This is a genomic window from Panacagrimonas sp., from assembly GCF_965216805.1.
GTDB lineage: Bacteria > Pseudomonadota > Gammaproteobacteria > Nevskiales > Nevskiaceae > Panacagrimonas.
Genome location: NZ_CBDCGN010000002.1, coordinates 764,477 through 785,669, shown reverse-complemented (window position 1 = coordinate 785,669; position 21,193 = coordinate 764,477). Strand labels below are relative to the sequence as shown.

16 protein-coding genes are annotated in these 21,193 nt (G+C 65.9%); 3 read left to right on the top strand and 13 right to left on the bottom strand.

Annotated elements, in window-relative coordinates; all coding sequences use genetic code 11:
- Nucleotides 1-29: 29 nt before the first annotated feature.
- From ACOOHP_RS03775 to ACOOHP_RS03760, 4 genes are all read right to left on the bottom strand, one after another.
- Entirely contained in the window at nt 30-791 is a 762-nt protein-coding gene (locus ACOOHP_RS03775) for a glucose 1-dehydrogenase (protein ID WP_420465123.1), read from the bottom strand.
- Between the two features lie 2 nt (nt 792-793).
- The gene (locus ACOOHP_RS03770; RefSeq protein WP_420465122.1) at nt 794-1,837 is read right to left on the bottom strand and encodes an NADP-dependent oxidoreductase; all 1,044 of its coding nucleotides are present in this window, start codon (nt 1,835-1,837) and stop codon (nt 794-796) included.
- Between the two features lie 123 nt (nt 1,838-1,960).
- Nucleotides 1,961-2,785 (bottom strand): enoyl-CoA hydratase/isomerase family protein, encoded by an 825-nt coding sequence (locus tag ACOOHP_RS03765; protein ID WP_420465121.1) that lies wholly within the window; start codon nt 2,783-2,785, stop codon nt 1,961-1,963.
- Between the two features lie 28 nt (nt 2,786-2,813).
- Nucleotides 2,814-3,827 carry an NADP-dependent oxidoreductase gene (locus tag ACOOHP_RS03760; RefSeq protein ID WP_420465120.1) on the bottom strand — a complete coding sequence of 338 codons (1,014 nt, stop codon included), beginning with the start codon at nt 3,825-3,827 and terminating at the stop codon, nt 2,814-2,816.
- Nucleotides 3,828-4,033: 206 nt separating this feature from the next.
- On the opposite strand from ACOOHP_RS03760, the gene ACOOHP_RS03755 reads away from it, so the two are divergent.
- A complete protein-coding gene (locus tag ACOOHP_RS03755) occupies nt 4,034-5,053 on the top strand; it encodes a CmcJ/NvfI family oxidoreductase (RefSeq protein ID WP_420465119.1) in 1,020 nt (339 codons plus the stop codon).
- Between the two features lie 89 nt (nt 5,054-5,142).
- Here ACOOHP_RS03755 and ACOOHP_RS03750 read toward each other — a convergent pair whose 3' ends face one another.
- Entirely contained in the window at nt 5,143-6,264 is a 1,122-nt protein-coding gene (locus tag ACOOHP_RS03750; protein WP_420465118.1) for a DUF5938 domain-containing protein, read from the bottom strand.
- Nucleotides 6,265-6,402: 138 nt separating this feature from the next.
- On the opposite strand from ACOOHP_RS03750, the gene ACOOHP_RS03745 reads away from it, so the two are divergent.
- Nucleotides 6,403-7,524, top strand: coding sequence for an AraC family transcriptional regulator ligand-binding domain-containing protein (locus ACOOHP_RS03745; RefSeq protein ID WP_420465117.1), 1,122 nt, complete (start codon nt 6,403-6,405; stop codon nt 7,522-7,524).
- On the opposite strand, the gene ACOOHP_RS03740 is transcribed toward ACOOHP_RS03745, so the two are convergent.
- The gene (locus ACOOHP_RS03740) at nt 7,503-7,826 is read right to left on the bottom strand and encodes a hypothetical protein (RefSeq protein ID WP_420465116.1); all 324 of its coding nucleotides are present in this window, start codon (nt 7,824-7,826) and stop codon (nt 7,503-7,505) included. The genes ACOOHP_RS03745 and ACOOHP_RS03740 overlap by 22 nt on opposite strands.
- 235 nt (nt 7,827-8,061) lie before the next feature.
- Here ACOOHP_RS03740 and ACOOHP_RS03735 point away from each other — a divergent pair, with 235 nt between their 5' ends.
- Complete coding sequence (locus ACOOHP_RS03735; protein WP_420465115.1) at nt 8,062-8,352, top strand: DUF1330 domain-containing protein; 291 nt, start codon at nt 8,062-8,064, stop codon at nt 8,350-8,352.
- Nucleotides 8,353-8,451: 99 nt separating this feature from the next.
- Here ACOOHP_RS03735 and ACOOHP_RS03730 read toward each other — a convergent pair whose 3' ends face one another.
- The 7 genes from ACOOHP_RS03730 to ACOOHP_RS03700 all read right to left on the bottom strand — a co-directional run bounded on the left by ACOOHP_RS03730 (nt 8,452) and on the right by ACOOHP_RS03700 (nt 21,174).
- Nucleotides 8,452-10,482, bottom strand: coding sequence for an acetoacetate--CoA ligase (locus tag ACOOHP_RS03730; protein ID WP_420465114.1), 2,031 nt, complete (start codon nt 10,480-10,482; stop codon nt 8,452-8,454).
- Entirely contained in the window at nt 10,479-12,734 is a 2,256-nt protein-coding gene (locus ACOOHP_RS03725) for a hydantoinase B/oxoprolinase family protein (protein WP_420465113.1), read from the bottom strand. Before ACOOHP_RS03725 ends, ACOOHP_RS03730 begins: the two co-directional genes overlap by 4 nt.
- An 11-nt stretch (nt 12,735-12,745) precedes the next feature.
- Nucleotides 12,746-14,881, bottom strand: coding sequence for a hydantoinase/oxoprolinase family protein (locus tag ACOOHP_RS03720; RefSeq protein WP_420465112.1), 2,136 nt, complete (start codon nt 14,879-14,881; stop codon nt 12,746-12,748).
- Nucleotides 14,878-15,327, bottom strand: a complete 450-nt coding sequence (locus tag ACOOHP_RS03715) for an acetone carboxylase subunit gamma (protein ID WP_420465111.1) — start codon at nt 15,325-15,327, stop codon at nt 14,878-14,880. The genes ACOOHP_RS03720 and ACOOHP_RS03715 overlap by 4 nt, the downstream gene beginning before the upstream one ends.
- Nucleotides 15,328-15,337: 10 nt before the next feature.
- Entirely contained in the window at nt 15,338-17,248 is a 1,911-nt protein-coding gene (locus ACOOHP_RS03710) for a hydantoinase/oxoprolinase family protein (RefSeq protein ID WP_420465110.1), read from the bottom strand.
- A gap of 143 nt (nt 17,249-17,391) precedes the next feature.
- Complete coding sequence (locus ACOOHP_RS03705) at nt 17,392-20,025, bottom strand: LuxR C-terminal-related transcriptional regulator (protein WP_420465109.1); 2,634 nt, start codon at nt 20,023-20,025, stop codon at nt 17,392-17,394.
- 120 nt (nt 20,026-20,145) lie between these two features.
- Entirely contained in the window at nt 20,146-21,174 is a 1,029-nt protein-coding gene (locus ACOOHP_RS03700; protein WP_420465108.1) for an NADP-dependent oxidoreductase, read from the bottom strand.
- Between the last annotated feature and the right edge of the window lie 19 nt (nt 21,175-21,193).

Here is a 21,193-nt window from a genome sequence, read left to right as displayed (position 1 = left end):
CCGCCCACCGTGGCCCGGGTGACGTGGGTTCAGGCGATCAGCCCGCCGTCGACCACCAGGTCCGAGCCGGTCATGTAGCTGGATTCGTCGGAGGCCAGGAACAGCACGCAGTTGGCAATCTCCGCCGGCTGCGCGAATCGCCCCATCGGGATCCGTGCCAGCGTCCGCGCCGCAAACGCTTCTCCGTCTTCGGGCGCCATGGACGCCACCGCCCCCGCCACCATCTGGGTCTCGGCAAAGCCGGGGCAGAGGTTGTTGATGCGGATCTTGTAGCCGGCGCGCGCACAGTGAATGGCGGCCGAACGCGTGAAGATGCGCACGCCGCCCTTGGTGGCGTTGTAGGCCGGAATCTCCTGCTCTCCGATCAGGCCCTCGATGGAGGCGACGTTGACGATCGAGCTCTGGCTGGCCTTCATGCGCGCGATCGCCGCCTGGGTGCCGAGAAACACGCCGGTGAGATTGATGTCCAGGGTGCGCTGCCAGTCCTTGAGCGTGGCCTTCTCGACATCACCGATCAGGCCGATGCCGGCGTTGTTGACCAGCACGTCGAGCCGTCCCCAATGCTCGATCACCGCGTCCAGCGTGGTCTTCCAGGCGCCCTCGTCGGTCACGTCCTGAACGCGGAACCTCGCGTTGGACCCGAGCCGCTGCGCCTGGGCCTCGCCTTCGGCGCGATCGACATCGGTGATCAACACCCGGGCGCCTTCGGCCAGCAAGGCTTCGGCAGCCGCCAGCCCCAGTCCGCGCGCGCCGCCGGTGATCACGCAGACCTTGTCCTGGACGCGACCCATGGTCAGGCCCCCACGCGGACGACGACCTTGCCGAAGTTGTCGCCCTTGAGCAGGTCGATCAGGCCCTGGGGCGCGCTTTCGAGTTCGTCGATGATGTGTTCGCGCACTTTCACCTGGCCGCCTTCGACCAGCGGGCGTGCGTGCTGCTGGAAGTTGGCATGGTGTTCGGGATAGGCGTCGAAAATGATGAAGCCCTCGACCTTCAGGCGCTTGAACAGGGTCTGCGCCATGAAGCCCGGCAGACGATCCGCGCCCTCCATGCCGCCGCCGCTGTAGTGCGAGATCAGGCCGCAGACCGGAACGCGCGCGAACTCCTTGAGCAGCGGCATCACCGCGTCGAACACCGGCCCACCGACGTTCTCCATGTAGATGTCGATGCCCTTGGGGCAGGCGGCCTTGAGCTGTGCGGGGAAATCCTTGGCGCGATGATCGACGCACACGTCGAAGCCCAGCTCACCGGTGGCGTAGTCGCACTTCTTCTGTCCCCCGGCGATACCCACGGTGCGCAGGCCCGCCTGTTTGGCGAGCTGGCCGATGATCTGGCCGACCGCTCCGGTCGCCGCGGCCACCACGAAGGTTTCGCCGGCCTTGGGCTTGCCGATGTTCATCAGCGCATGCCAGGCGGTGAACCCCGGCATGCCCAGCGCGCCGAGATACCAGCTCGGATGCGGCGCGCCGGCCGGCAGCTTGATGATGATGTCGCTGCCGTCCGAGATCATGTAGTCCTGCCAGCCGGCATAGGAATGCACCAGATCGCCGACCTGGTAGTCGGGGTGGTTGGACGCCTCGACCCGCGACACCGTGCCGCCGACCATCACCTCGCCCTTCTTGACGCTGGGCATGTAGGTGTCGGCATCGTTGAGTCGCACCCGCATGTACGGGTCCAGCGACAGCCACAGGGTGCGCAGCAGCACCTGGCCCGGCCCCGCCTCGGGCACCGGCACGGTCTCCAGCTTCCATACGGCGGGTGTCGGCTCGGCGTCCGGCTGGGTGTGCTGCGTCAGGACAAAGCGGCGGTTGAGGGCGGCGGTTTGCGGCACGTTCATTCTCCAGAGTCTTGATATACGCCGGGCACGGCGGGCACGGCGGGCGTGTGAGAGTTGATTCCCGCGTTGCGGCGGGTTGTCGGGTCGGGGCCGACAGTGTGCCCTGTTGTCATCCCGTGCCGCTCAGCTGCCGCGGTACGGGAGGGCAGGTGGATGCTCGATCCACTCGCGTCGCTGCGCCAGCGGCTGTGCGATGTAGGCGCGCATCGCAGTGCGGGCGTCGTCGCTGAGCAGGGTCTGCAGAAAGGCCTCGGCCTCTACCTTCAGGCCTTCGGCCAGCGGAAGGTCGATGCCCTGATAGACCGCGCGCTTGATCTGCGCCAGGGCCACCGGCGGCAACGCGGCGAGTTCGCGGGCCAGTTCCCGGGCACGCGCCAGCGCGTCATCGGCCAGCTCGTGAACCAGGCCCATCGCGTGGGCGTCCTCGGGCCGCAGCACGCGGCCGCGCAGGATGAACTCGATGGCCCGGCCGGCGCCGATCAGGCGCGACAGGCGCTGCGTGCCGCTGCCGCCGGGCAGGATGCCGAGCCTGGCCTCCGGTAGTCCGACGCGGTGATCGCCGCAAGCGAGGATGCGGATGTCACAGGACAGGCACAGCTCGAAACCGCCGCCCATCGCATCGCCGTTGATCGCCGCGATCACCGGCTTAGGCAGGTCGCTCAACGACTGCAGCATGGCGTGGTAGCCGTCGTTGAGTGCCGTGCCCGCGGCGCGCAGGGCGTCGTGATCCGCCGCGTAGCCTTCCAGTTCCTCGACGCTGTAGTGGGTGATGAATTTGCCCGCAGCGGCGCCGGTGAGCACCACGGCACGGATCGCCGGGTCGCGCCAGGATTCGATCAGTTCGACCAGCTCGCCCGCGCCTTCGGCGCAGAAGTAGTTCATCGGCGCATGGTCGTAGGTGGCCACGACGATGCCGTCGGCGACTTCGGTCTTCCAGAGCTTTTTCATCGGGGGTTCCGGAACTCGATCACGATGTTCAGCCCAGGTCCGCGACCTTGACCATCAGCTTGCCGGTGTTGCCGCCGGTGTAGAGCAGGCGCACGGCCTGATCGGCCTGCTCGAGTCCGTCGATCTCGTGCTGCCGCCACTTCAGGCGGCCCTCCACGTACAGCTTGGTGAGCGCACGGAACGCCTCCGGAAAACGTGCGGCGTAGTCGGTGACGATGAAGCCCTGCACGCGCAGACGGTTCATCAGGATCATCGGATAGTTCTGCGGCACGTCGTAGCTGCCCTCGTTGTTGTACGAGGAGATCATGCCGCACTGGATGATCCTGCCAAACAGGTTCATCTGTGCCAGCGCGGTATTGAGCGTGTCGCCGCCGACGTTGTCGAAGTAGATGTCGATGCCTTCGGGCAGCAGCGCCTTCAATCGCTGCTGGATGTCTTCCTGCTTGTAGTCGATGACCGCATCGGCGCCGAGTTCGTTCTTCACCCAGTCGCACTTGTCCTTGCCGCCGGCGATGCCGACGACCTTGCAGCCCCAGGCCTTGCCGAGCTGCACGGCGATGCAGCCGACCGCACCGGCCGCGCCGGATACCACCAGCGTCTCGCCGATCTTCGGCGCGCCGATGTCGAGCAGCCCGAAGTAAGCCGTCGGCGCCACCACGGTGAACTGGCCGAACACGTCCTTGCGCGCGATGCCGGGGATGTCCGGGACCGGCGACAGCATCGCGGCCGGCGACACCGAGTAGTCGCTCCACGAGCCGATGCCCATCACGAAGCCGCCGACCTCGAAGGCGTCCGAGCCGCTGTCCACGACCTTGCCCAAGATGACGCCGCGCATCGGCGCACCCAGCTCCACCGGCGGCATGTACTGCGGCACGTCGCTCATCCACAGGCGGTTGGTCGGATCGAGCGACAGCCATTCGGTCCTGACCACCACCTCGCCCTTGCCCGCTTTGGGCACCCGGTCTGGGCGCAAAACCAGGTCGCCGTCGCGGATGTCGCCCACCGGGCGTCGCGTGAGTATCCATTGCCGGTTGCTGCTCATGGCCCGTGCACCTCATCATTGCGTCCGGCAGAATCGCCAGCACCGCCGGGTCGTACCCGGCCTGCTCAATTATCGGTGTAGCGAGGACCCCGCAGGCATCAGGGCTGGCCCCTAACCCGGGCGTACCCCGCTGGCCGGGACCGTCAACTATCCTCTGGGCGCAGAGTCCTGCAAGGTCTGCCTCAGACAAGCGGAAAGCCTAGGCTATGACGCACGCAACCGCCACGCAGTTCACATCCACCATCCCGCCCAGGGTCGCGGCGACCTTCAATTACATCGCGGCGTCCACGCCTTCTTCGCTGTATCGGAACGGGCGCGTGTTGTTGCGCCGTGACCGCGACGGCAACGACGACGGCATCCAGGGCTTCGAACCCGAACCGCACGCGATGGCCTTGGTCGATGGCCGCGGATTGCGCGGCCATCGGCAAGCGACGCTGGCGCGCAACGGCTTCGAACTCCTGTCGCGGCCGACGGCGCGACCGTCGCTGGACTTTCTCGACCAGCGGCAGGTGCTCGACCACTATTATCCAGAGTGCGCGCGCATCGTCGGCCAGATCACCGGCGGCCGCGCCTACGCCTTCGATCACAATGTGCGCGTCGCTGGGGCCAAGCAACGCCAGCTGCGCATCGCCGGTGGCCAGCAGGTGCAGGAGCCGATCCAGGTCGTGCACGGCGACTACACCCTGACCAGCGGCCCGCAGCGTCTGCGCGACCTGGCGCGGCCGCCGGGCGGCAACGACACCCTGCGCAGCGTGCTGGCCGAGGGCCAGGCGCTGGTGTCGGAGCAGATGCTGACCGACGCGCTTTCCGACCGTGGGCGCTTCGCCATCGTCAACCTCTGGCGCAACATCGACGCACAGCCGGTGGCGATGCATCCGCTGGCGGTCTGCGATGGCCAGAGCGTGGCACCCGAGGACCTGGTGGTGTTCGAACTGCACTATCAGGATCGCATCGGCGAGAACTACTTCGCCAAACACGCGGAGCGTCATCGCTGGGCCTGGTTTCCGCAGATGACGCGCGACGAGGCCCTGCTGATCAAGCAATGGGATTCGGCCGGAACGCTGGCACGCTCGAACGGCAGCGCCAGCGATGCCAGCAATCCGCAAGCGCCCTGCACCTTCAGCTTTCACAGTGCCTTCGACGATCCGGCCACCGCGCCCGACGCGCCGGACCGGCAGAGCATCGAGGTGCGCTGCGTGGTGATCTACGACAAGTCGCCAAGCTGATCCGGCTCGTTGGCTGCAATCCGGATGCGGCAATGACATGCGTCGCTGCGGTGCCAGGCACCGCAGCGACGCATGGAGGCAATGACTGCCTAGGCGTGCACGGTCAGAACCGGCTTCTGCACCAGGCCGAAAGCCTGCAGCACGCCAAGCAGCTCGCGATGGCCGAAGGCCTGGCAGCCCGAGGCAAAGCCATAGCGCTTGGGCGGCGCCTGGCACAGATGATAGGCCGCATAGGCCTGCAGCAGGCCGGTCTGCTTGTAGTTGCAGGTGCCGTGGATCACGCAATGGGCGTGGCCCGCCGGTCCGCTGGCGTGCACTGAATCGACCGAGATATTGACCCGCTGGTTCTCGCGCGGCGGCATGCCCGCCTGGAGGCTCGCAGCCATGTCGGACAAGGCCTTCTTCTGCTCCTCTTTGGGCATCTTCTTGATCTGTTCTTCCACCACCGTGGTGATTTGCACCACGCCTTCCATGACTGTGCGCTCGAACACGCCGCCCATGGCCTTGCAGTCTTTCACGCGCGGATCGTTCTTGAACCACACCGGGTGTGCGGTGCCACCCCAGGGCAGCGCCATCGCTACCGCGTGCTGGCCGGGAACGATGGCTTCGGCCTTGGCGAAGGGCGACCACTGCACGTACTTCTTGTTTTCCAGGTAATAGAAGTTGGCGGTGAGGATGGAAAAGATGGTCTGCGTCGAGGCGTAGGTCGGGAAGCCCTTCCACAGCACCAGGATGTCGAGCGTGTCGAGCCCCGGCGTTTCAAGACAGATGTTCGCCGCGATCTCGCCGGTGGTGTACATCTGCGCAATGCCGGGTGTCAGCAACAGGTTCTTTTCCGCGAACTTGGCGCCGTAATTCTCGTCGCACCACATCATCCAGTTCTGCTCGCCGTTGGTGTCGGTGTAGTGGACACCTGCGCGCAGGCAGGCCTCGACGGCCTCGGGTCCGAACTCCATGAACGGGCCGACCATGTTGCACAGTACTTTGGTGCCCTCGAGGAGCTGGGTCAGATCCTCGACCGTGTGTTTGACCTCGACGATGTCGTACTCGGCGGTCTCGATGCCGGGCACCTTGTCCAGCACTTCCTTGATGCGCTTGGCGTCGCGACCGGCCGCAATGAAGGGCATGTGGTACTCGCGCAGGAATTCGGCGACCAGACGGCCGGTGTAGCCGGTCACGCCATAGATGACGACGGGCTTCTTGGTGCTCATGGGTTCTCCTCCTGGAATGCTTGGAATGGTTGATGCGGCGACAAGCTAATCCCTGGCAGCATAGGCCATGCCCAATTGACAGCCATTCGCAGCGGGTGACAGGGTTGTTGTCCCAGGGTGACGAAAAGGCCCCTTCATATGCGTGAAATCGACATCGAGCGCGCCCTGATGCCGAACACCTACGTCAAGCAGTTGGCGCAGGAGATCGGCGGTCATCTGCTGCGGCTGACCGCGGGCACCGGCATCGCGCCGGAGGACCTGGAGCATTATCCCCGCCCGGTCACCGTGGCTCAGCATCTGCGCATGCTGCGCAACGCGCAGCCGCTGGCGCGCTCCTGCGACTGGCACCTGAAATGGGGCCAGCGCATGGGGGAGCATTTCCACGGCCCGGTCAGCATGGCCTGGCTCAGCGCGCCCACCCTGGGCGCGGGTTTCGACGTCTTCCTCAAATACATCCCCAGCCGCGTGCCCTACCTGCACTGGCAGGGCTATCGCGAAGGCGACAACTTCGTCGCCGAGGTGGCGGAGCTGATGGATTTCGGCTCCATCCGCGCCATGCTGATCGAGGTGCCGATGCTGGTGATGCACGAATACGCGCGCACCATTCGGCCCGGCTCCATCGCCGATGCCCGTGTCGAACTGGCATATCCGGCGCCTCACCGGCATTCGGCGACGTACGCGCAATGGTTTCAGTGCCCGGTGGTGTTCGGGGCGACGCGTAACGCGCTGATATTTCCGCATCGCTGGCGCGACATGCTCAATGTCGGCTTCGACGAGACCTTGTGGGAAGCCGCCCACAACCGGTGCAAGGCGCTATGCGGTGGCGCCGAGGAGCGCGACACCCTGACCGTGGTGCGGCAGATTCTGTTCGAGAGCCTGGAGCAGGAGCATCACCAGGGCGACGGCTTCGCGCCCGGTCTGGAAACGGTGGCAGCTCGCCTGCACTGCTCGCCACGCACGCTGATCCGCCGACTGCGCGCGATGAACACTAGCTATCACGAGGTAGTGGACAAGGTCAAAAAGCAGCGCGCCTGCGAACTGCTGGCCAACGAACACCTGCGCATTCACGAGATTGCCGGGGCCCTGGGGTATCGCGACGCCGGCGGCTTCGTGCGTTCGTTCAAACGCTGCCTGGGCGTGACGCCGGGCGAGTACCGCAACCAGATGACGCAGCCGAAATCTGCAAAATCACGCCCCTGGCGGCATGACCCCCCACACCGCCGCCCGGAGCGGACGACTTATTCGCACTTGTACTCGTAGTTGCCCTGATCGTACTTTTCCTCGCACTTGCCGTCCGGCCCTTCGTATTTGTATTCGTATTTTCCGGCACGACGATCGATCTTTTCTTCCACCTTGTAGACGCCATCGTCGTACTTGTACTCGGATTTGCCGTCCTCAAAGCGCACCTGCTCGAGGTGTCGGGGCGCAGGGAACTGGCCGTACTCGCCATGACGGTAGCGGTCGCCTGCCTGAGCTGCCTGTGCTGCCGCTGCGGTCAGCAGCAAGGACGTTGCGCCGACCAGCATGGAAAGCTTCAGCTTGGGCTTGAGCGACATTCTCACGGTCACACTCCTTCAGAAAATTTGTGCGACCAGCCTGAACTCAGGGTCTGAATTGTTCGTGAATGCCCCGGCTCGCACAAAGCGCGGGACACTTGCGCCACGCGCGCTCACAATCGCATCACCGGAATCATGACCAAGCCCATAACCAGACCGGCTTGATGCCGGCGCGATTCGCCGTCATCGTTCGATCATCACAATCACAACCTCAACCCGCACCACTCAGGAGACGCCACGCATGGCCGCATATCTCATCGCATTCGCCAAGATCAAGGACGCTACACGTTTGCAGGAATACGCGGGTGCGGCAGCGCCAACGCTGGTTGCCGCAGGCGGCAGCATCGTCGGCCGCGGCAAGCTGGCCGAGACGCTCGCCGGCAGCCTGTCGGCTGATTCCGCTCTGATCGTGAAATTTCCCAGCGTCGCAGCGGCACGCGACTGGTATCAGTCACCTGCCTATCAGGCCCTGCTGCCGCTACGCGATCAGGTCATGTCCCCGACGTTCGTGGTGATCGAAGAGCCGGCGTAACGCGAGGCCATGGCCCCGGTCGGGACTCGCCGACCAGAAGCCCCCGTAGCCTGGAATGAGCTGCAGGCGAATTCCAGGTTTCCGGAGAACGGCGACCTGCTACCTCTTGGCGCCTGAAGGTCTGCCGGGTCGCTGGTAATCCTCGGTGGTCGCGGCAAAGCTCAGGTACCAGTCGATGCTGGCCGGATTAGCCATGGCGTCGCGGCTCGCTGCCTTTTGCAGCGTCCAGCCCATCAGGATCTTGCGCACCGGTACTTCCATCTTCTTGCCGGTCAGCGTGTACGGGATCTGCTCGACCGCGTACATACGGTCCGGCACGTGGCGCGGGCTGCAATCGGACTTCAGCTTCTGCGCGATCCTTTTTTCCAGCGCGTCGTCGAGCGCGAAGCCCGGCTTGAGCTTGAGAAACAGCGGCATGAAGAAGTTGCCGCCGTCGAGTTCGCAGCAGACGACGAGGCTGTCCGCCACTTCCTCGACCTGCTCGACCGTGCGATAGATCTCCGCGGTGCCGATGCGCACGCCGAAACGGTTGAGCGTGGAATCGCTGCGGCCGTAGATGTAGCAGCCGCCACGCGCATTGATCTTGATGAAATCGCCGTGCCGCCAGACGCCGGGGAACACATCGAAGTAGGCCTCGTGGTAGCGCTTGCCGCCTTCGTCGTTCCAGAAATGAATCGGCATCGAGGGGAAGGGCTTCACGCAGACCAGCTCGCCCACTTCATCCACGAGGTCGCGGCCCTCATCGCTCCAGCTTCGAACGTCCATGCCCAGGCAACGTGCCTGGATTTCACCCGCATGCACAGGCAGCGTCGGCGACGCGCCCACGAACGCACTCCCGACCTCGGTGCCGCCGGACTGCGAGGTGACCCAGAGATCGGGCTTCACGTTGTCGTAGAACCATTTGAACGTCTCGGGCGTGCTCGGCGCGCCGGCCACGAGCACGGCTTCGAGCGCAGACAGGTCGAACTTCTCGCCCGGTTTGAGACCTGCCTTCTCCATCATTTGCACGAAGGTCGGGCTGGCACCGAAGTTCGTCGCACGCGTGGCCGCGGCCAGCGACCACAGGAAATCCAGCCCCGGATGCACCGGGCTGCCGTCGTACTGCACGATCGCTGCGCCGCTGAGCAGCGCAGACACCAGCAGGTTGTACATCGTCCAGCCCGTGGTGCTGTGAAAGAACATCACGCCGCCGGGCGCCAGATTGAAATGGAACGTCGTGAGCTTGAGATGCTCGATGAGCTGACCGACGTGGTTGTGCGTGATCGCCTTGGGCAGGCCGGTGGTGCCGGACGAGAACATCACCCACAGCGGATGTGCGCTGCCGACGCGCTCGTAGCGGAAGCCCGTGCGCGAAACCTCCGGACCGGACGACAGGTCCTGCCAGCGGATCGCGCCATCGATGGGCGGCGTCGCGCCATCCGCCTTCAGATAGTCCAGCCACACGACGTGCTTCAGGGTCGGCAGGCCCGCCACGATCTGCCGCACTTCCTTCGTGCGCTCGAAGTCCTTGCCGCCGAAGCGGTAACCGTCGCAGGCGAAGATCAGCTTGGGCTCGATCTGCGCGAAGCGCTCCACCACCGTGCGTGTGCCGAATTCCGGCGCGGCCGAGGACCACACCGCGCCGATCGCCATCGAGGCCAGCATCGCGACCGTGGTCTCCGGCACATTGGGCATGTAGCTCACGATGCGGTCACCCGGTCGGATGCCGAGCGCGCGCAGGCGCATGGCCACGATGCGGACCTGCCGACCCAGTTCCTGCCAGCTCATGCGCGAGAGCGGACGGTTCTCGGTCAGGTGATGGATCGCGGTCTCGTCGGGCGCGGCCTGCGCCTCGTGGCGCAGCAGGTGCTCGGCGTAGTTCACGCGCGCGCCCGTGAACCAGCGAGCGTCCTGCATCGTCGAGCCTTCGAGCACACGCTCGTAACGGCCTTCCGCCATGATCTCGAAGTAGGCCCACAGCGAATCCCAGAACGCCTCAGGCTGATCCACCGACCATGCGCGGAGGGCCTCGTAGTCTGCGAAATCCAGGCCGCGTTCGGCACGTAGCCAGCGCAGGTAACGTGCGATCTGCGAACGCCCGGCGAACTCTGCGCTCGGCGTCCACAGCAACGCGCCTTCGGCGACGCTCATCCGCCGGCTCGCGCCTTGAGCGCCGCGTTCTCGGCTTCCAGCTGCGCGATGCGCACGTCCTTCGGGTTGAGCATGAACTGGCTCTGCAGCGCCTTGCCCTCCATCTTCACGCGCTGCCCCATCATGACGCCGTACACGGTGCTCACGTCCGGTCCCCAGCAGCCCATGTACGGCAGCGTGGCCGGTGGCTCGTCGGTGTTCCAGGAATTCACGAACTCGTCGTAGGGCACGCCGCGCGCGATGCGCGCCGCGCGTTCCTGCTCACGGAGCTGGCGCGTTGCGTCTTCGTCGACGAGCCGCGAGGCCGGGTCATAGGCGACCTTGTAGATGTCGCGCGCAGTGTCGTCGGACAGCAGGTTCTCTTCCAGATCCCGCATCACCAGCGCCGGGTCACGCTGCAGCACGTCGCCGTAACCGCCGCCCGCGCCCTGGCACATCATGTAGACCTCGCCCGGCGCGGCGAGCTCGAAGGTCATCGCCATCGGGTGCGTGGAGTACGTCGCGCCCTTGATCGGCTGCTCGTTCATCAGCTTGATGATGTCGAACGGAACGCTCGAAGGATTCTTCGCCAGCTCGTCGAAGACGTTGATGCCCTTGATCTTGCACAGCGGGTAAGTGGGCGAGGCATAGCCGCCGAATAGCGGCTGGGCGGACGGGAATAGCGAGCCCGAGCAGCCGGTCATGTAGCCCCACATCGCCGAGCCGCGGAAGGTGTGGATCTGCTCGTAACCCATGCCACTGCGCTGCTTGCCGAAGCCGACGCGATCCTTGGTCAGGGTGAACGCGCCGAGTCGCACGAGCGGAAGGTCTTCCTCCATCAGTTCGATCTCGCCGATGTCGCAATGCGCCGCGAACGGCGGCGACACCGAGTGCTCGCCGTCACGATGGCTGCGACCGCCCTGCCCCATGCCGTTGATGTCCGCGCAGAAGTTGCCGACGAACTCGGCGTGCTGGGTGAGCCCGCCATAGATCAGGGTGGCCGGCTGATCGTACTGCGGCGCCACGATCGCGGTGTAGCGATTCGGCAGACCGTAGTTGAACTTGGCCATCGGAATGCTCGCGATGGTCATGGTCTTGAACAGCGGGATCAGGCTCATCGCCTGCGGCGTATCGAACGAGCCGTTGATGATGGATTTTTCGTCGAAGATGAAATCGAAGGGCGTGAACACCGCCATCGTGAACGGCAGGTCTGGCCACACGTTCTGCATCCAGCCGCTGTACAGCATGGTCTTGAACGAGCCCTGGCAGGCGTTGATCGAGCGGTTCAGCAATTCAGGGGACGATCCCCGCATATCCACGGTGAGCTTGTCGCCCTTGACCGTGATCGCCATGTTGAGCTTGAGCAGCGCGTTCTCGCGCAGGGTGGAATCGGCGAACGAGATGGTGCGCATGGTGCCGTCCGGCAGCTCGATGATGCGCCGCTTCACCTCCTCCACCACGTCCTCGATGCTCTTGCGCAGGGTCAGGATCAGCGCGTCCTCGCCGTGCTCTTCCAGCACGCTGATCACGCGTTCGCGCAGGCGCAGGCAGGAATGCAGGCGCACCTTCATGTCTTCCAGTTGCAGTTTCGGATCGCGTACCGAGTTCTGCAGGAAGGTGACGAGATCGCGCTTGAGCTCGAACTTCTCCACGACCTTGAACGGCGACATCTTCAAGCCTTCGTCGAACTTGCTCTCCGCTGCGGCCGGCATGCCGCCGGGCTCGGTTGCGCCGTTCTCGCCCTCATGGATGGTGGCCGAGATCCAGCACACCAGCTTCCCCTTCCAGAACACCGGCATCATCATCGACTGGTCGGTGTTGTGGATGCCGCCGTAGCGCGCATCGTTGTGGATGAAGCCGTCGCCGTCGCGCACGCCGACGGTCGGTTCGTCTGTCCAGTACTTGTTGATGAACTTGATCGGGTAGAACACCGCTGCGGCGAAGCCGCCGACGCCGTAGGGCGCGATCATCGACAGGTCACCGGCCGCGGTGAAGATGCCGGTGGTCATGTCGCCCCACTTCGCGCCGGGCGCTGCGCCCATCTGCTCGATCATCGTGTTGCTCTCGTCGAGCGCCGCGACGAGCAGGCCGCGGATCTCGCTGACCAGATGCGGGTCGACCGGCCCGGACAGCAGCCGCTCCTCGATCTCGCTGCGCGACTCGATGCGGTGGTTCTCCATGATCGCCGGGTCCGGCGCGTAGAACATCTTGTTCTGGCGCACGAAGCGGTCGAGCATCGCCTGCTGTTCGGGAGTGATGGTCATGTCATTCATGGGTCTGCTCCTCAGCCGCCGATCTGTGAAAACCACACCGCGTTCTGCGCCGCCGCTTGGTAGCGCCAGCCCGGTTCAATCAGGTAGGTCGTTGCCCGCGTCACCACAATGGCCGGGCCATCGATCTGCGTACCCGGTTCCAGCGCAGCGTCGTTGTAGATCGCCGTCTTTTGCGCGCCTTCGACGCCAACGAAGTGACAGTCGCGCGTCGTCACCGGCGCGGGCGGCGGCAGCACCTTGCTGCCCGGCTTGATGTCGCTGAACGCGATGCCCGGATGCGCCACATAGCTGCACACGCGGATGGTGTTGATACGCACGCCGGCCTCGGGTGTCTGACTACCGGCGCCGAAGCGCTCGCCGTAGCGCGAATGGAACTGGTCGATGAGCTTGAGCACGTGCTCCGGCGCGGTGACGCGGTTGAGGTCGGTGACCACCGCGGTCTCCACGCGCTGGTTGCCGTAGCGCATGTCGAGTTCCAGCCGGTACTGGATCTGCGCCGGCTCGAAGCCCTGGCGCAGCAGGTCCTCGCGGCCGCGGCGCTCCAGCTCTTCGACGATGCCGTTGAACTTCGCGTAGTCCTTGAAGAACGACTGCTGGTTGGCGTCGAATAGCGTGGTCCAGGCGCTCATCTCGTGGATGTGCAGCTGGCTCATGTTGCCCGCACCCACCGCCGAGAACACGGACGCGAACGGCGGCGCCAGGATGCGCTTGACGCCCAGCGCGCGTGCGATGCCGCAGGCGTGCAGCGGCCCATTGCCGCCGTAAGCCAGCGTAGTGAAGTGCTCCGGCTCGTAGCCGCGCGTGCGCAACTCGCGCGCGATGCCGTTGGCCATGTTCGCGTCCACGGTGCGCTTGATCAGCTTGGCGCACTCGACGACCGAGGTGTCGAGCTCTTCGGCCAGGTGCTCTTCAATCGCCTGCTTCGAGCGCCGCGGGTTGAGCTTGATGTGGCCGCCCGCGTAGTTGGCCGGATCGAGATAGCCGAGCACCAGGTCCGCGTCGGTCACCGTCGGCTTGAGGCCGCCGCGGTCGTAACAGGCTGGGCCCGGATCGGAGCCCGCGGATTCCGGCCCGACCTGCACGGTCTGGAACATGCGATCGAACCGGCAGATCGAACCGCCGCCCGCGCCGAGCGTGACCAGATGCACCATCGGCACGCTGACCATCCAGCGTTCGATGATTGGGTTGAAGTCGTAATGCTTGACGCCGCCCTCGACCACGATGCCGATGTCGAAGCTGGTGCCGCCCATGTCGGTGGCGACGATATTGCCCAGGCCAGTCTGGCCGGCAAGGTGCTCGCTCGCCGCGATGCCCGACACCGGTCCGCTGTGCACGGTCTGCAGCGCGTCGGTGGAGTTCAACTGCGCCATGCCGCCGCTGTTGTGATTGCACAGCATCGGCTTGTCGTAGCCCGCGTTGCGCAGATTGAGTTCCAGGGTGCCGAGGCCGTGGTACATCACCTGGTGCAGGAAGCCGTCGATGATCGTCGACATGGCGCGCACGTACTCGCCCTTGCGCCCCGCGACCTGGTGCGAGAGCAGCATGGGGATCGCGCCGAGCATGTGGCCCGGGTATTCCTCCAGAAAGATTTCGCGGATGCGCAGCTCGTGTACCGGGTTGACCACGGAGTTCGCGAGCACCACGACGATGGCCTCCGCGCCCTTGTCCACCAGGGTGCGCATCTGATCGCGCAGATGCTCCTCGTCCAGGGACATCACCACCGCGCCGGCGTAGTCCACGCGCTCGCGCACTTCCTGGATCATCGGGATCGGAATGATCGCGTCCGGACGCTGCGCGTTCGGCACGTCCATCTGCTGCTTGTACGGCAGGCCGGTGGAATAGCCCTTCGCGCGCGTCAGCGGCACCGAGGATCGAAAGCCGTCGGTGGTCAGCAGGCCGAGGCGCGGACCCTTGCGCTCGATCAGCGCGTTGGTGCCGAGCGTCGTGGCATAGCGAACCGAGTCGACTTGGGACAGCAGCTCGCGCTCGCTGATCTCCAGCTCGCGGCAGGCGGCCTGAAGCGCATCGTTGAAGCCCAGCGCAAGGTTCTGGTGCGTGGTGAGCGCCTTGGACTCGACGGTGCGCCCATCCCAGGCCACGAAGCAGTCGGTGAACGTGCCGCCAATATCGACCGAGACGCGCTTCACTGGCCGTCTCCGGTGGCAGTTTCTCCGGTAAATAGCCGTGCTGCCGGCTGCCCGCCATGTGCGGCGCGGCGAGGCGGATCGCTGCCGACCGGCGCCTCTTTCACCTCTGGCCGGTCCTTCCACTGCGCCTTGAGCGCATCGATGTCGAGTTCGATATCGCGCACTGGCGGATGACCCGGCGGCAGGTACTCGGTCTCGATCATCGTCCCGCACTGCGGGCAGTAGTACTCGAGGATGCGGCACCACTCCGGGTTCGGCGCATACGTCAGCTCGTACTTGGCCGGGTCCAGCAGCGGCTTGTGGATCTCGCGCGGGTCTCGGTTGTGGACCAGCAGGCCGCGCTTGTAGTTGTCACGCGCCGAGATCAGCGGCGCGGCGCAGGCACGGCACTCCCACTGCTCGGAATCGAGATCGATGCGCAGGTTTTCGGTGATCAGCACTTTCATAAATTCGTCCTCAGACCTTGCTCAGCAGCACATCGCCGGCGTCGTTCACTTCGAAGCGCCAGCCTGCGTCGATGCGGCAGGTGAAGAACGCTTCCTCCAGCACCGCGGGGCCGTTCGCGGCCGCACCGGCGCACTGATCCTCCACGCGGTACAGCGGCAGCTCGCGGGTCTTGTCGTTGAGCAGCACCGCGCGGGTGGCGCGGGACACGGCCGCGGTCGTCGCCGCACCGAACTTCCCGCGCAGGCTCGGTTGCGCGATCGGCTTGCAGGCGGTCAGCGAGACGAAGGCACGCTCGCCGGCCTGCAGTGCCGGAAGGCTGTCACCCAGCGGCAGCACACGCTCAGACTGCGCCGAGGCGATGCGCAGGCTACGCGTCAGCGTGCAGTCCTCCAGCGCGAACCCTTCCGCGTGCATGCCGCGCCGCACGCGCTGCGTCAGCGTGCTGACGACGGCCGCGAGATCGTCACCGGGTGCGATCGCCGCCTCGTAGCTGTGCGCGATGTCCGAGAAGCCGAGGCCAAACGCCGAGAACACCGCGGCCAGGCCCGGAATCAGCACGCGCGAAATCCCCGCCGCCTCGGCGACACGACAGACCACGAAGGGCCCGGCACCGCCAAAGGCTGCGAGCGTGGTCTGCGGCGTCACCGCAGTGAACGCGCGGATGCTGTCCGCCACCTTGGCGACCCAGGCCTGTTCCATGCGCGCGACCGCGGACTCGGCGTTGGTGCCCAGCGGCGTGGCGAGATGGGTTTCCACCGCGCTGCGCGCCCGCGCCGCATCGATCTTCAGCTCGCCACCGAAGAAGGATTCCGGATCGAGCAGGCCGCTGAGCAGGAAGGCATCGGTGATCGTCGCCTGAGTGCCGCCCAGACCGAAGCAGGCCGGACCGGGCGCGCTACCCACGCTCTCCGGGCCGACGCGGATCGCACCGTTCTCGACACGGATGATCGAGCTGCCGCCCACGCCGACGCTAACGACGTTGCACAGCGGGAAGGACACCGCGACGCCCTCGACCTGGCCGTGTCGGTCCTCACGCACCGCGCCCGCGCGCACCTCGCCGATGTCGGTCGTGGTGCCGCCGATGTCGATCGACACCAGGTGCTCAAACCCGTAGTGCGCGGCCAGCGCGCGCGCACCCTCCATGCCGCCGCGCGGGCCGGAGCTGTAGGTCTTGAGCGCGATGGTCTTGGCCACGCGCGCGGAGTGGCCGTCGTTGCGAAAGATCAGCAGCGGGTTCTGCGCCTTGTTGGTTCGCAGCTTGTGCTCGGCGTTGTAGAGGAAGCGCTCCATCGCCGGATGCAGGAAGGCATTGAAGATCGTGGTCCAGGCGCGGCGCACGTCGTCGTCGTCCTCCACGACCTCGTGCGAGTACAGCAGCGGGATCGCGCCGAGCAGGTGCTGCGGAAAGGCGCGCAGGAAGATCTTTTTCAGACGCTGTTCCTGCGCGAGCCGGTCATGGCCGCCATGGGCGACGACGATGCGGTTCGCGCCCGCCGAGGCCAGCGCATTGACCGCGCGCACCGCCGCCGAAGCCAGCGCCTCGTCGGCCAGCCCGAGGTCCACGCTCACGCTGCGCTCGCCGACCAGATCGGCGAGCAGTCCCGCCGCCTGCGTCGTGTGGCGCAGCGCGTCCACGCTCAGGCCACCGCTCAGCAGCAGACCGAGGCGCTGACCCTTGCGCTCGACCAGCGCGTTGGTGCCCTGCGTCGTCGAGTAGCGGATGTGATCGGTCGAAGCGAGCAGCGCGACGATGTCCTCGCACCCGTAGATCGCCTTCGAGGCCTTCACGAGTCCATCGAAGAAACACTTCGACAGATCGAAGGGCGTGGTCAGCGTCTTGGTGCGCCAGACCTGATCGCCATCGAGCACGCAGATGTCGGTCAGGGTGCCGCCATTATCGATGTTGATGAGTTTCCCCACCGTTTGTTCTCCTCAGCTCGCGGTAAGCGCACGGTATGAGCGCGCCCGGCGCACCGCCCCACCCTAAACGGTGGTCAGCGGCAGCGTTGCAGAGCTACTGCATCGAGCGTGGAAGGCGCGGAGCGCAGCAGATTCGCGTGCTTTCAGTCGATCAATCCGAAACGACGAGCGAGCGCAATGGCCTGCACGCGATTCCTGATGCGGAGCTTCTCGAAGATATTGCGCAGGTGCCATTTCACCGTGTTGGTCGACACCGACAGGCGGTCCGCCAGCTCCTGATTGGTGAGACCGGCCGCCACGAAGCGCAACAGGTTGCGCTCGCGGTCGGTTAGCGACTCGATCGGCGGCGCTGCTTCGGCGTCGGCCCGGTCTATCTCACCGGCGGGCTCGCCTGCCGCCGTCAGCAGCCGGTCGAGGTGGCCCATCACCGCGTCCGGGGCCACGCCGCGTGCGAGGTTGCGCTGCTGCGCGCGCAGCTGCTTCATCAGGGCCACGGCAGGCGCACGCTCGTCCAGCAGGCTGCGCACGAATCCTCCCTGCGCGGCGATCTGAACCGCGTCGAGCAGGCAGCGACCAGCGAGATTGGCCTTCCCGGCGGCCTGATGTGCCAGCGCGTACAACAGATGCAGCTTCAGCTCGCGCCGCCGTCGCCGCGCGGCGATCGCGCGGCGAATCTCCGGGGCCAGCAGGGCGCGTGCTTCGGCGTGGCGGCCTGCGGCGATCAGCCAACGCGCCCAGCCAAGATTGCAGGCCTCGGTCTCACCCGCAGGAAACATCAGGTCGTCTCGCGGCTCGTCGCGAAATGCCACCGGCAGTTCCTTGAGCCAGCGCTCGGCCCGACCGAGCTCGCCGTCGAGCGTGGCCTGACGCGCGAGTTCTGCGTGCGCATAGATCACCAGCCTTTCCAGCGTGTATCGATAGCCGACGTAGAGCATGCGCTCCAGCGTTTCCTCGGCTTCACCGTGTCTGCCGTCCAGATGCGCGATGCGCGCGCGCGCGATGCCCATGGTCGCGACCGCATCGACGATGGCCTGCTCCTCGGCCAACTGGCCGTAATCGCCGATCAGTCGCTCGGCCTCGGGCAGGCGGTTCTGTTCGTACAGGCAGCTCACCAGGTAGGCCGCCATCACCGAACCCGCTGACACACTGCCGCAGGCCCGCGCTTCGGTGCGGCGCAGTGCGCTCGCCAGCCCGCGCTCGGCGTCATCGATCCGCCCCTGGCAGGCCAGGCTCATGCTGTAGATCGCGTCCTGGTAGGCCTGCCCGAACAGGCTATGGTCGCGGTCGTGTAGCGGTCGCGCCTGCATCAGCAATGCGCGCGCTTCCTCGTACTGGCCGCGCCCGATGCACAGCATGGCGCGCGAGTTGAAGGTGACGGCGTAGGCGAAGCCGCTACGGTCGGCAAGCTGCTGCGCGGTCTGCTCGCCGACGGCGCCCAACTCCTCGACGCGATCCTGGGCAGCGAGGACGAACAGGCGTGAAAAATTGTGCAGCCCGAGCTGCGCCTGCCCGGCACCGTCAGCGTCGAGTTGCGCCCGATGCAGTTGCAGCAGGCGATCCGCCTTGTCGAACGCGCGACGAAAGCCGTAGGCGATGATCGCGGCGTGGGCAAGATTGTCGTGTCGCAGGACCGCCTCGGCGGGCAAGCGATCAGCGTAGCTCTGGATCAGTCCCAGGCGCTCCTGAGCGACGAGTGCGTCGACCACCTCTGCCAGCAGCCCAGCCGCGCGGTCGGTCTCGCCGGCCTCGATCCAGTGCTGGATCGCCTCCTCGCGATAAGCCTTGTCGGCGTACCAGGCGGCGACGACGCGATGCCGACGGCGCAGATCCTCGGGCGAAAACAATTGCGCAGCGCGACCGAGCAGGAACTGGCGGAACAGGTTATGGAAGCGCAGCCAGGTACCTTCGAGGTCGACCTGGGCAAGGAACAGACCCGCGCGTTCGATCTCGGCCAGACGCTCCGCACCACGCGGCTCGCCGGTGATGTGCTCGACCAGCGCTGCGGAGAGCTTCTCCGGAATCGCGAGTTCCAGCAGCAGCGTCCCGAGTGCGGGTGCAAGCTGATCGAAGGCCTCTGCGGCGAGGAAATCCATCAGCTCGCGGGTAACGCCGCGGCCGGAGTAGGCTTCGGCGCGGAAGCGCGCACCGCGGCGCAGACACAGGCGAAAGGCCTGCAGAGCAGCCGGCCAGCCATCCGTGCGCTCGTGGATCTCCGCGATTTCTTCCGGGCGCAAGCTGACGAACTCCCGCAGGAACTCGATGGTCTCCGAAGGGCGGAAGCACAGCTCCTCATTGGAAAGCACCACCGTGCCTTCACGTATCTGTAGGCGCGCAAGTCGGGCGCCCGGCAACACGCGCGTACCCACGCAGAGCTGCACCGTCATCGGCAGGCTGCGCACGATCTGCGCGAACACCGATTCGAACTGCGCGGACGCCGCAGTCTCGAAGTTGTCGACCACCAGCACCAGCGGCTCGTGCAACCGTGCCAGTCCCCGCAGCAGGTCCTGCAAGGTTGCCGGCCGCCCCACCGCGTCGACCGGCCTGCGGGTGCGTTGGCCGGCCAAAATCTCCACCGCGTCGCACAGCCGTCGCAGCAGGTGCACGGCATCCGCCGATTGGGCGTCCATGCGCACCCAGGCCACGCGCTCACCCAACGCAGCGCGGCGGTCGCAGTGCTGCCGCAGCAGGGAGGTCTTGCCGTATCCGGCCGGCCCCTGGACGACGATCAGGCGCGGTCGCGGCTCGATCGACAGCCGATCCAGCAGGCGATGGCGCAAGATGCCGCGGTGGGCGGCGGCGTCGGAATCACCGGCAGAGAGGCTTTGCTTTTCCTTCGGACGCTTCGGCCGCTTCGGCGCTGCACGAGAGGGAACGCGCCGGGTCATCGTGGCAGAACTTCAGGAGCCTTGAGGTTCGCGACCGAACTGCACCATCAGCTTGCCTGTATTGGCGCCGGTGTACAGCATCTTGAGCGCATCGACCGCGCGCTCGATGCCGGGCTCTACGTGCATGCGCCCCTTGAGCCGCCCTTCGAGCATCCAGCCCGCCAGCTGCTGCTGGTACTGCGGATACTTGTCGACGTAATCGAGGATGACAAACCCCTCTACCCGCAGGCGGCGCATGATCAGATTGCGGAACATGTAGGGTCCTGGGATGCGGTCGCCCGCCGCGCTGTTGTAGGTGGATATCAGGCCGCAGATCACCACGCTGCCGAAGTTCTTCATCACGCTGAGGCCGGCGTCGAGCAGCTCGCCGCCCACGTTTTCGTAGTGCACGTCTACACCTTCCGGCGCCAGCCCCCGCAGGCGCTGCACCACGTCCTCGCGCTTGTAGTCGATGGCATGGTCGTAGCCGAACTCCTCGGTCAGCCAGCGACACTTCTCCGCACCGCCGGCGATGCCGATGGCCTTGCAGCCGTGAATCTTCGCGATCTGGCCTACCAGCATGCCGACCGCGCCTGCGGCCGCGGTGACGACCACGGTGTCGCCCTTCTTGGCCCTGCCAACCTCCATCAGCCCGACCAGGGCGGTGGGGCCGGCGATCGCAAGCACGCCGAAGGCTTCCGCCAGCTTGAGCCCGGGAATGTTCGGCATCACCGAGAACCCGATGCCGTCGTGCACCGAGTATTCCGCCCAGGGCGCGAGCCCGGCAGCGAGCGCGCCGACGGGGAAAGCCGGGTTGCGCGACTTCACCACCTCTCCGAGGGTGAAGCCTTTCATCGGCTGTCCCGGCGTGATCGGCTCCATGTACAAATCCCAGTCGCCCAGCCATAGCCGATTGGTGGCGTCCATCGACACGTAGATCGATCTCAGGAGGAACTCGCCGTCGCCCGGTTCGGGCAGGTTCGTGTCCTGAAGAATCAGGGTGTCTGCTTCGATGTCTTTCTTCGGCCGCTTGTTGAACAGCCATTGCCGGTTCTGCGCCATGCGCATGCTCCTCTCTCAA

Bases quoted from the DNA above. Each gene is read 5' to 3' on its own strand.
- ACOOHP_RS03755 (WP_420465119.1), top strand. From the start codon at position 4,034: ATGACGCACGCAACCGCCACGCAGTTCACATCCACCATCCCGCCCAGG.
- ACOOHP_RS03700 (WP_420465108.1), bottom strand. From the start codon at position 21,174: ATGGCGCAGAACCGGCAATGGCTGTTCAACAAGCGGCCGAAGAAAGAC.
- ACOOHP_RS03765 (WP_420465121.1), bottom strand. From the start codon at position 2,785: ATGAAAAAGCTCTGGAAGACCGAAGTCGCCGACGGCATCGTCGTGGCC.
- ACOOHP_RS03735 (WP_420465115.1), top strand. From the start codon at position 8,062: ATGGCCGCATATCTCATCGCATTCGCCAAGATCAAGGACGCTACACGT.
- ACOOHP_RS03760 (WP_420465120.1), bottom strand. From the start codon at position 3,827: ATGAGCAGCAACCGGCAATGGATACTCACGCGACGCCCGGTGGGCGAC.
- ACOOHP_RS03770 (WP_420465122.1), bottom strand. From the start codon at position 1,837: ATGAACGTGCCGCAAACCGCCGCCCTCAACCGCCGCTTTGTCCTGACG.
- ACOOHP_RS03750 (WP_420465118.1), bottom strand. From the start codon at position 6,264: ATGAGCACCAAGAAGCCCGTCGTCATCTATGGCGTGACCGGCTACACC.
- ACOOHP_RS03715 (WP_420465111.1), bottom strand. From the start codon at position 15,327: ATGAAAGTGCTGATCACCGAAAACCTGCGCATCGATCTCGATTCCGAG.
- ACOOHP_RS03745 (WP_420465117.1), top strand. From the start codon at position 6,403: ATGCGTGAAATCGACATCGAGCGCGCCCTGATGCCGAACACCTACGTC.
- ACOOHP_RS03725 (WP_420465113.1), bottom strand. From the start codon at position 12,734: ATGAATGACATGACCATCACTCCCGAACAGCAGGCGATGCTCGACCGC.
- ACOOHP_RS03775 (WP_420465123.1), bottom strand. From the start codon at position 791: ATGGGTCGCGTCCAGGACAAGGTCTGCGTGATCACCGGCGGCGCGCGC.
- ACOOHP_RS03730 (WP_420465114.1), bottom strand. From the start codon at position 10,482: ATGAGCGTCGCCGAAGGCGCGTTGCTGTGGACGCCGAGCGCAGAGTTC.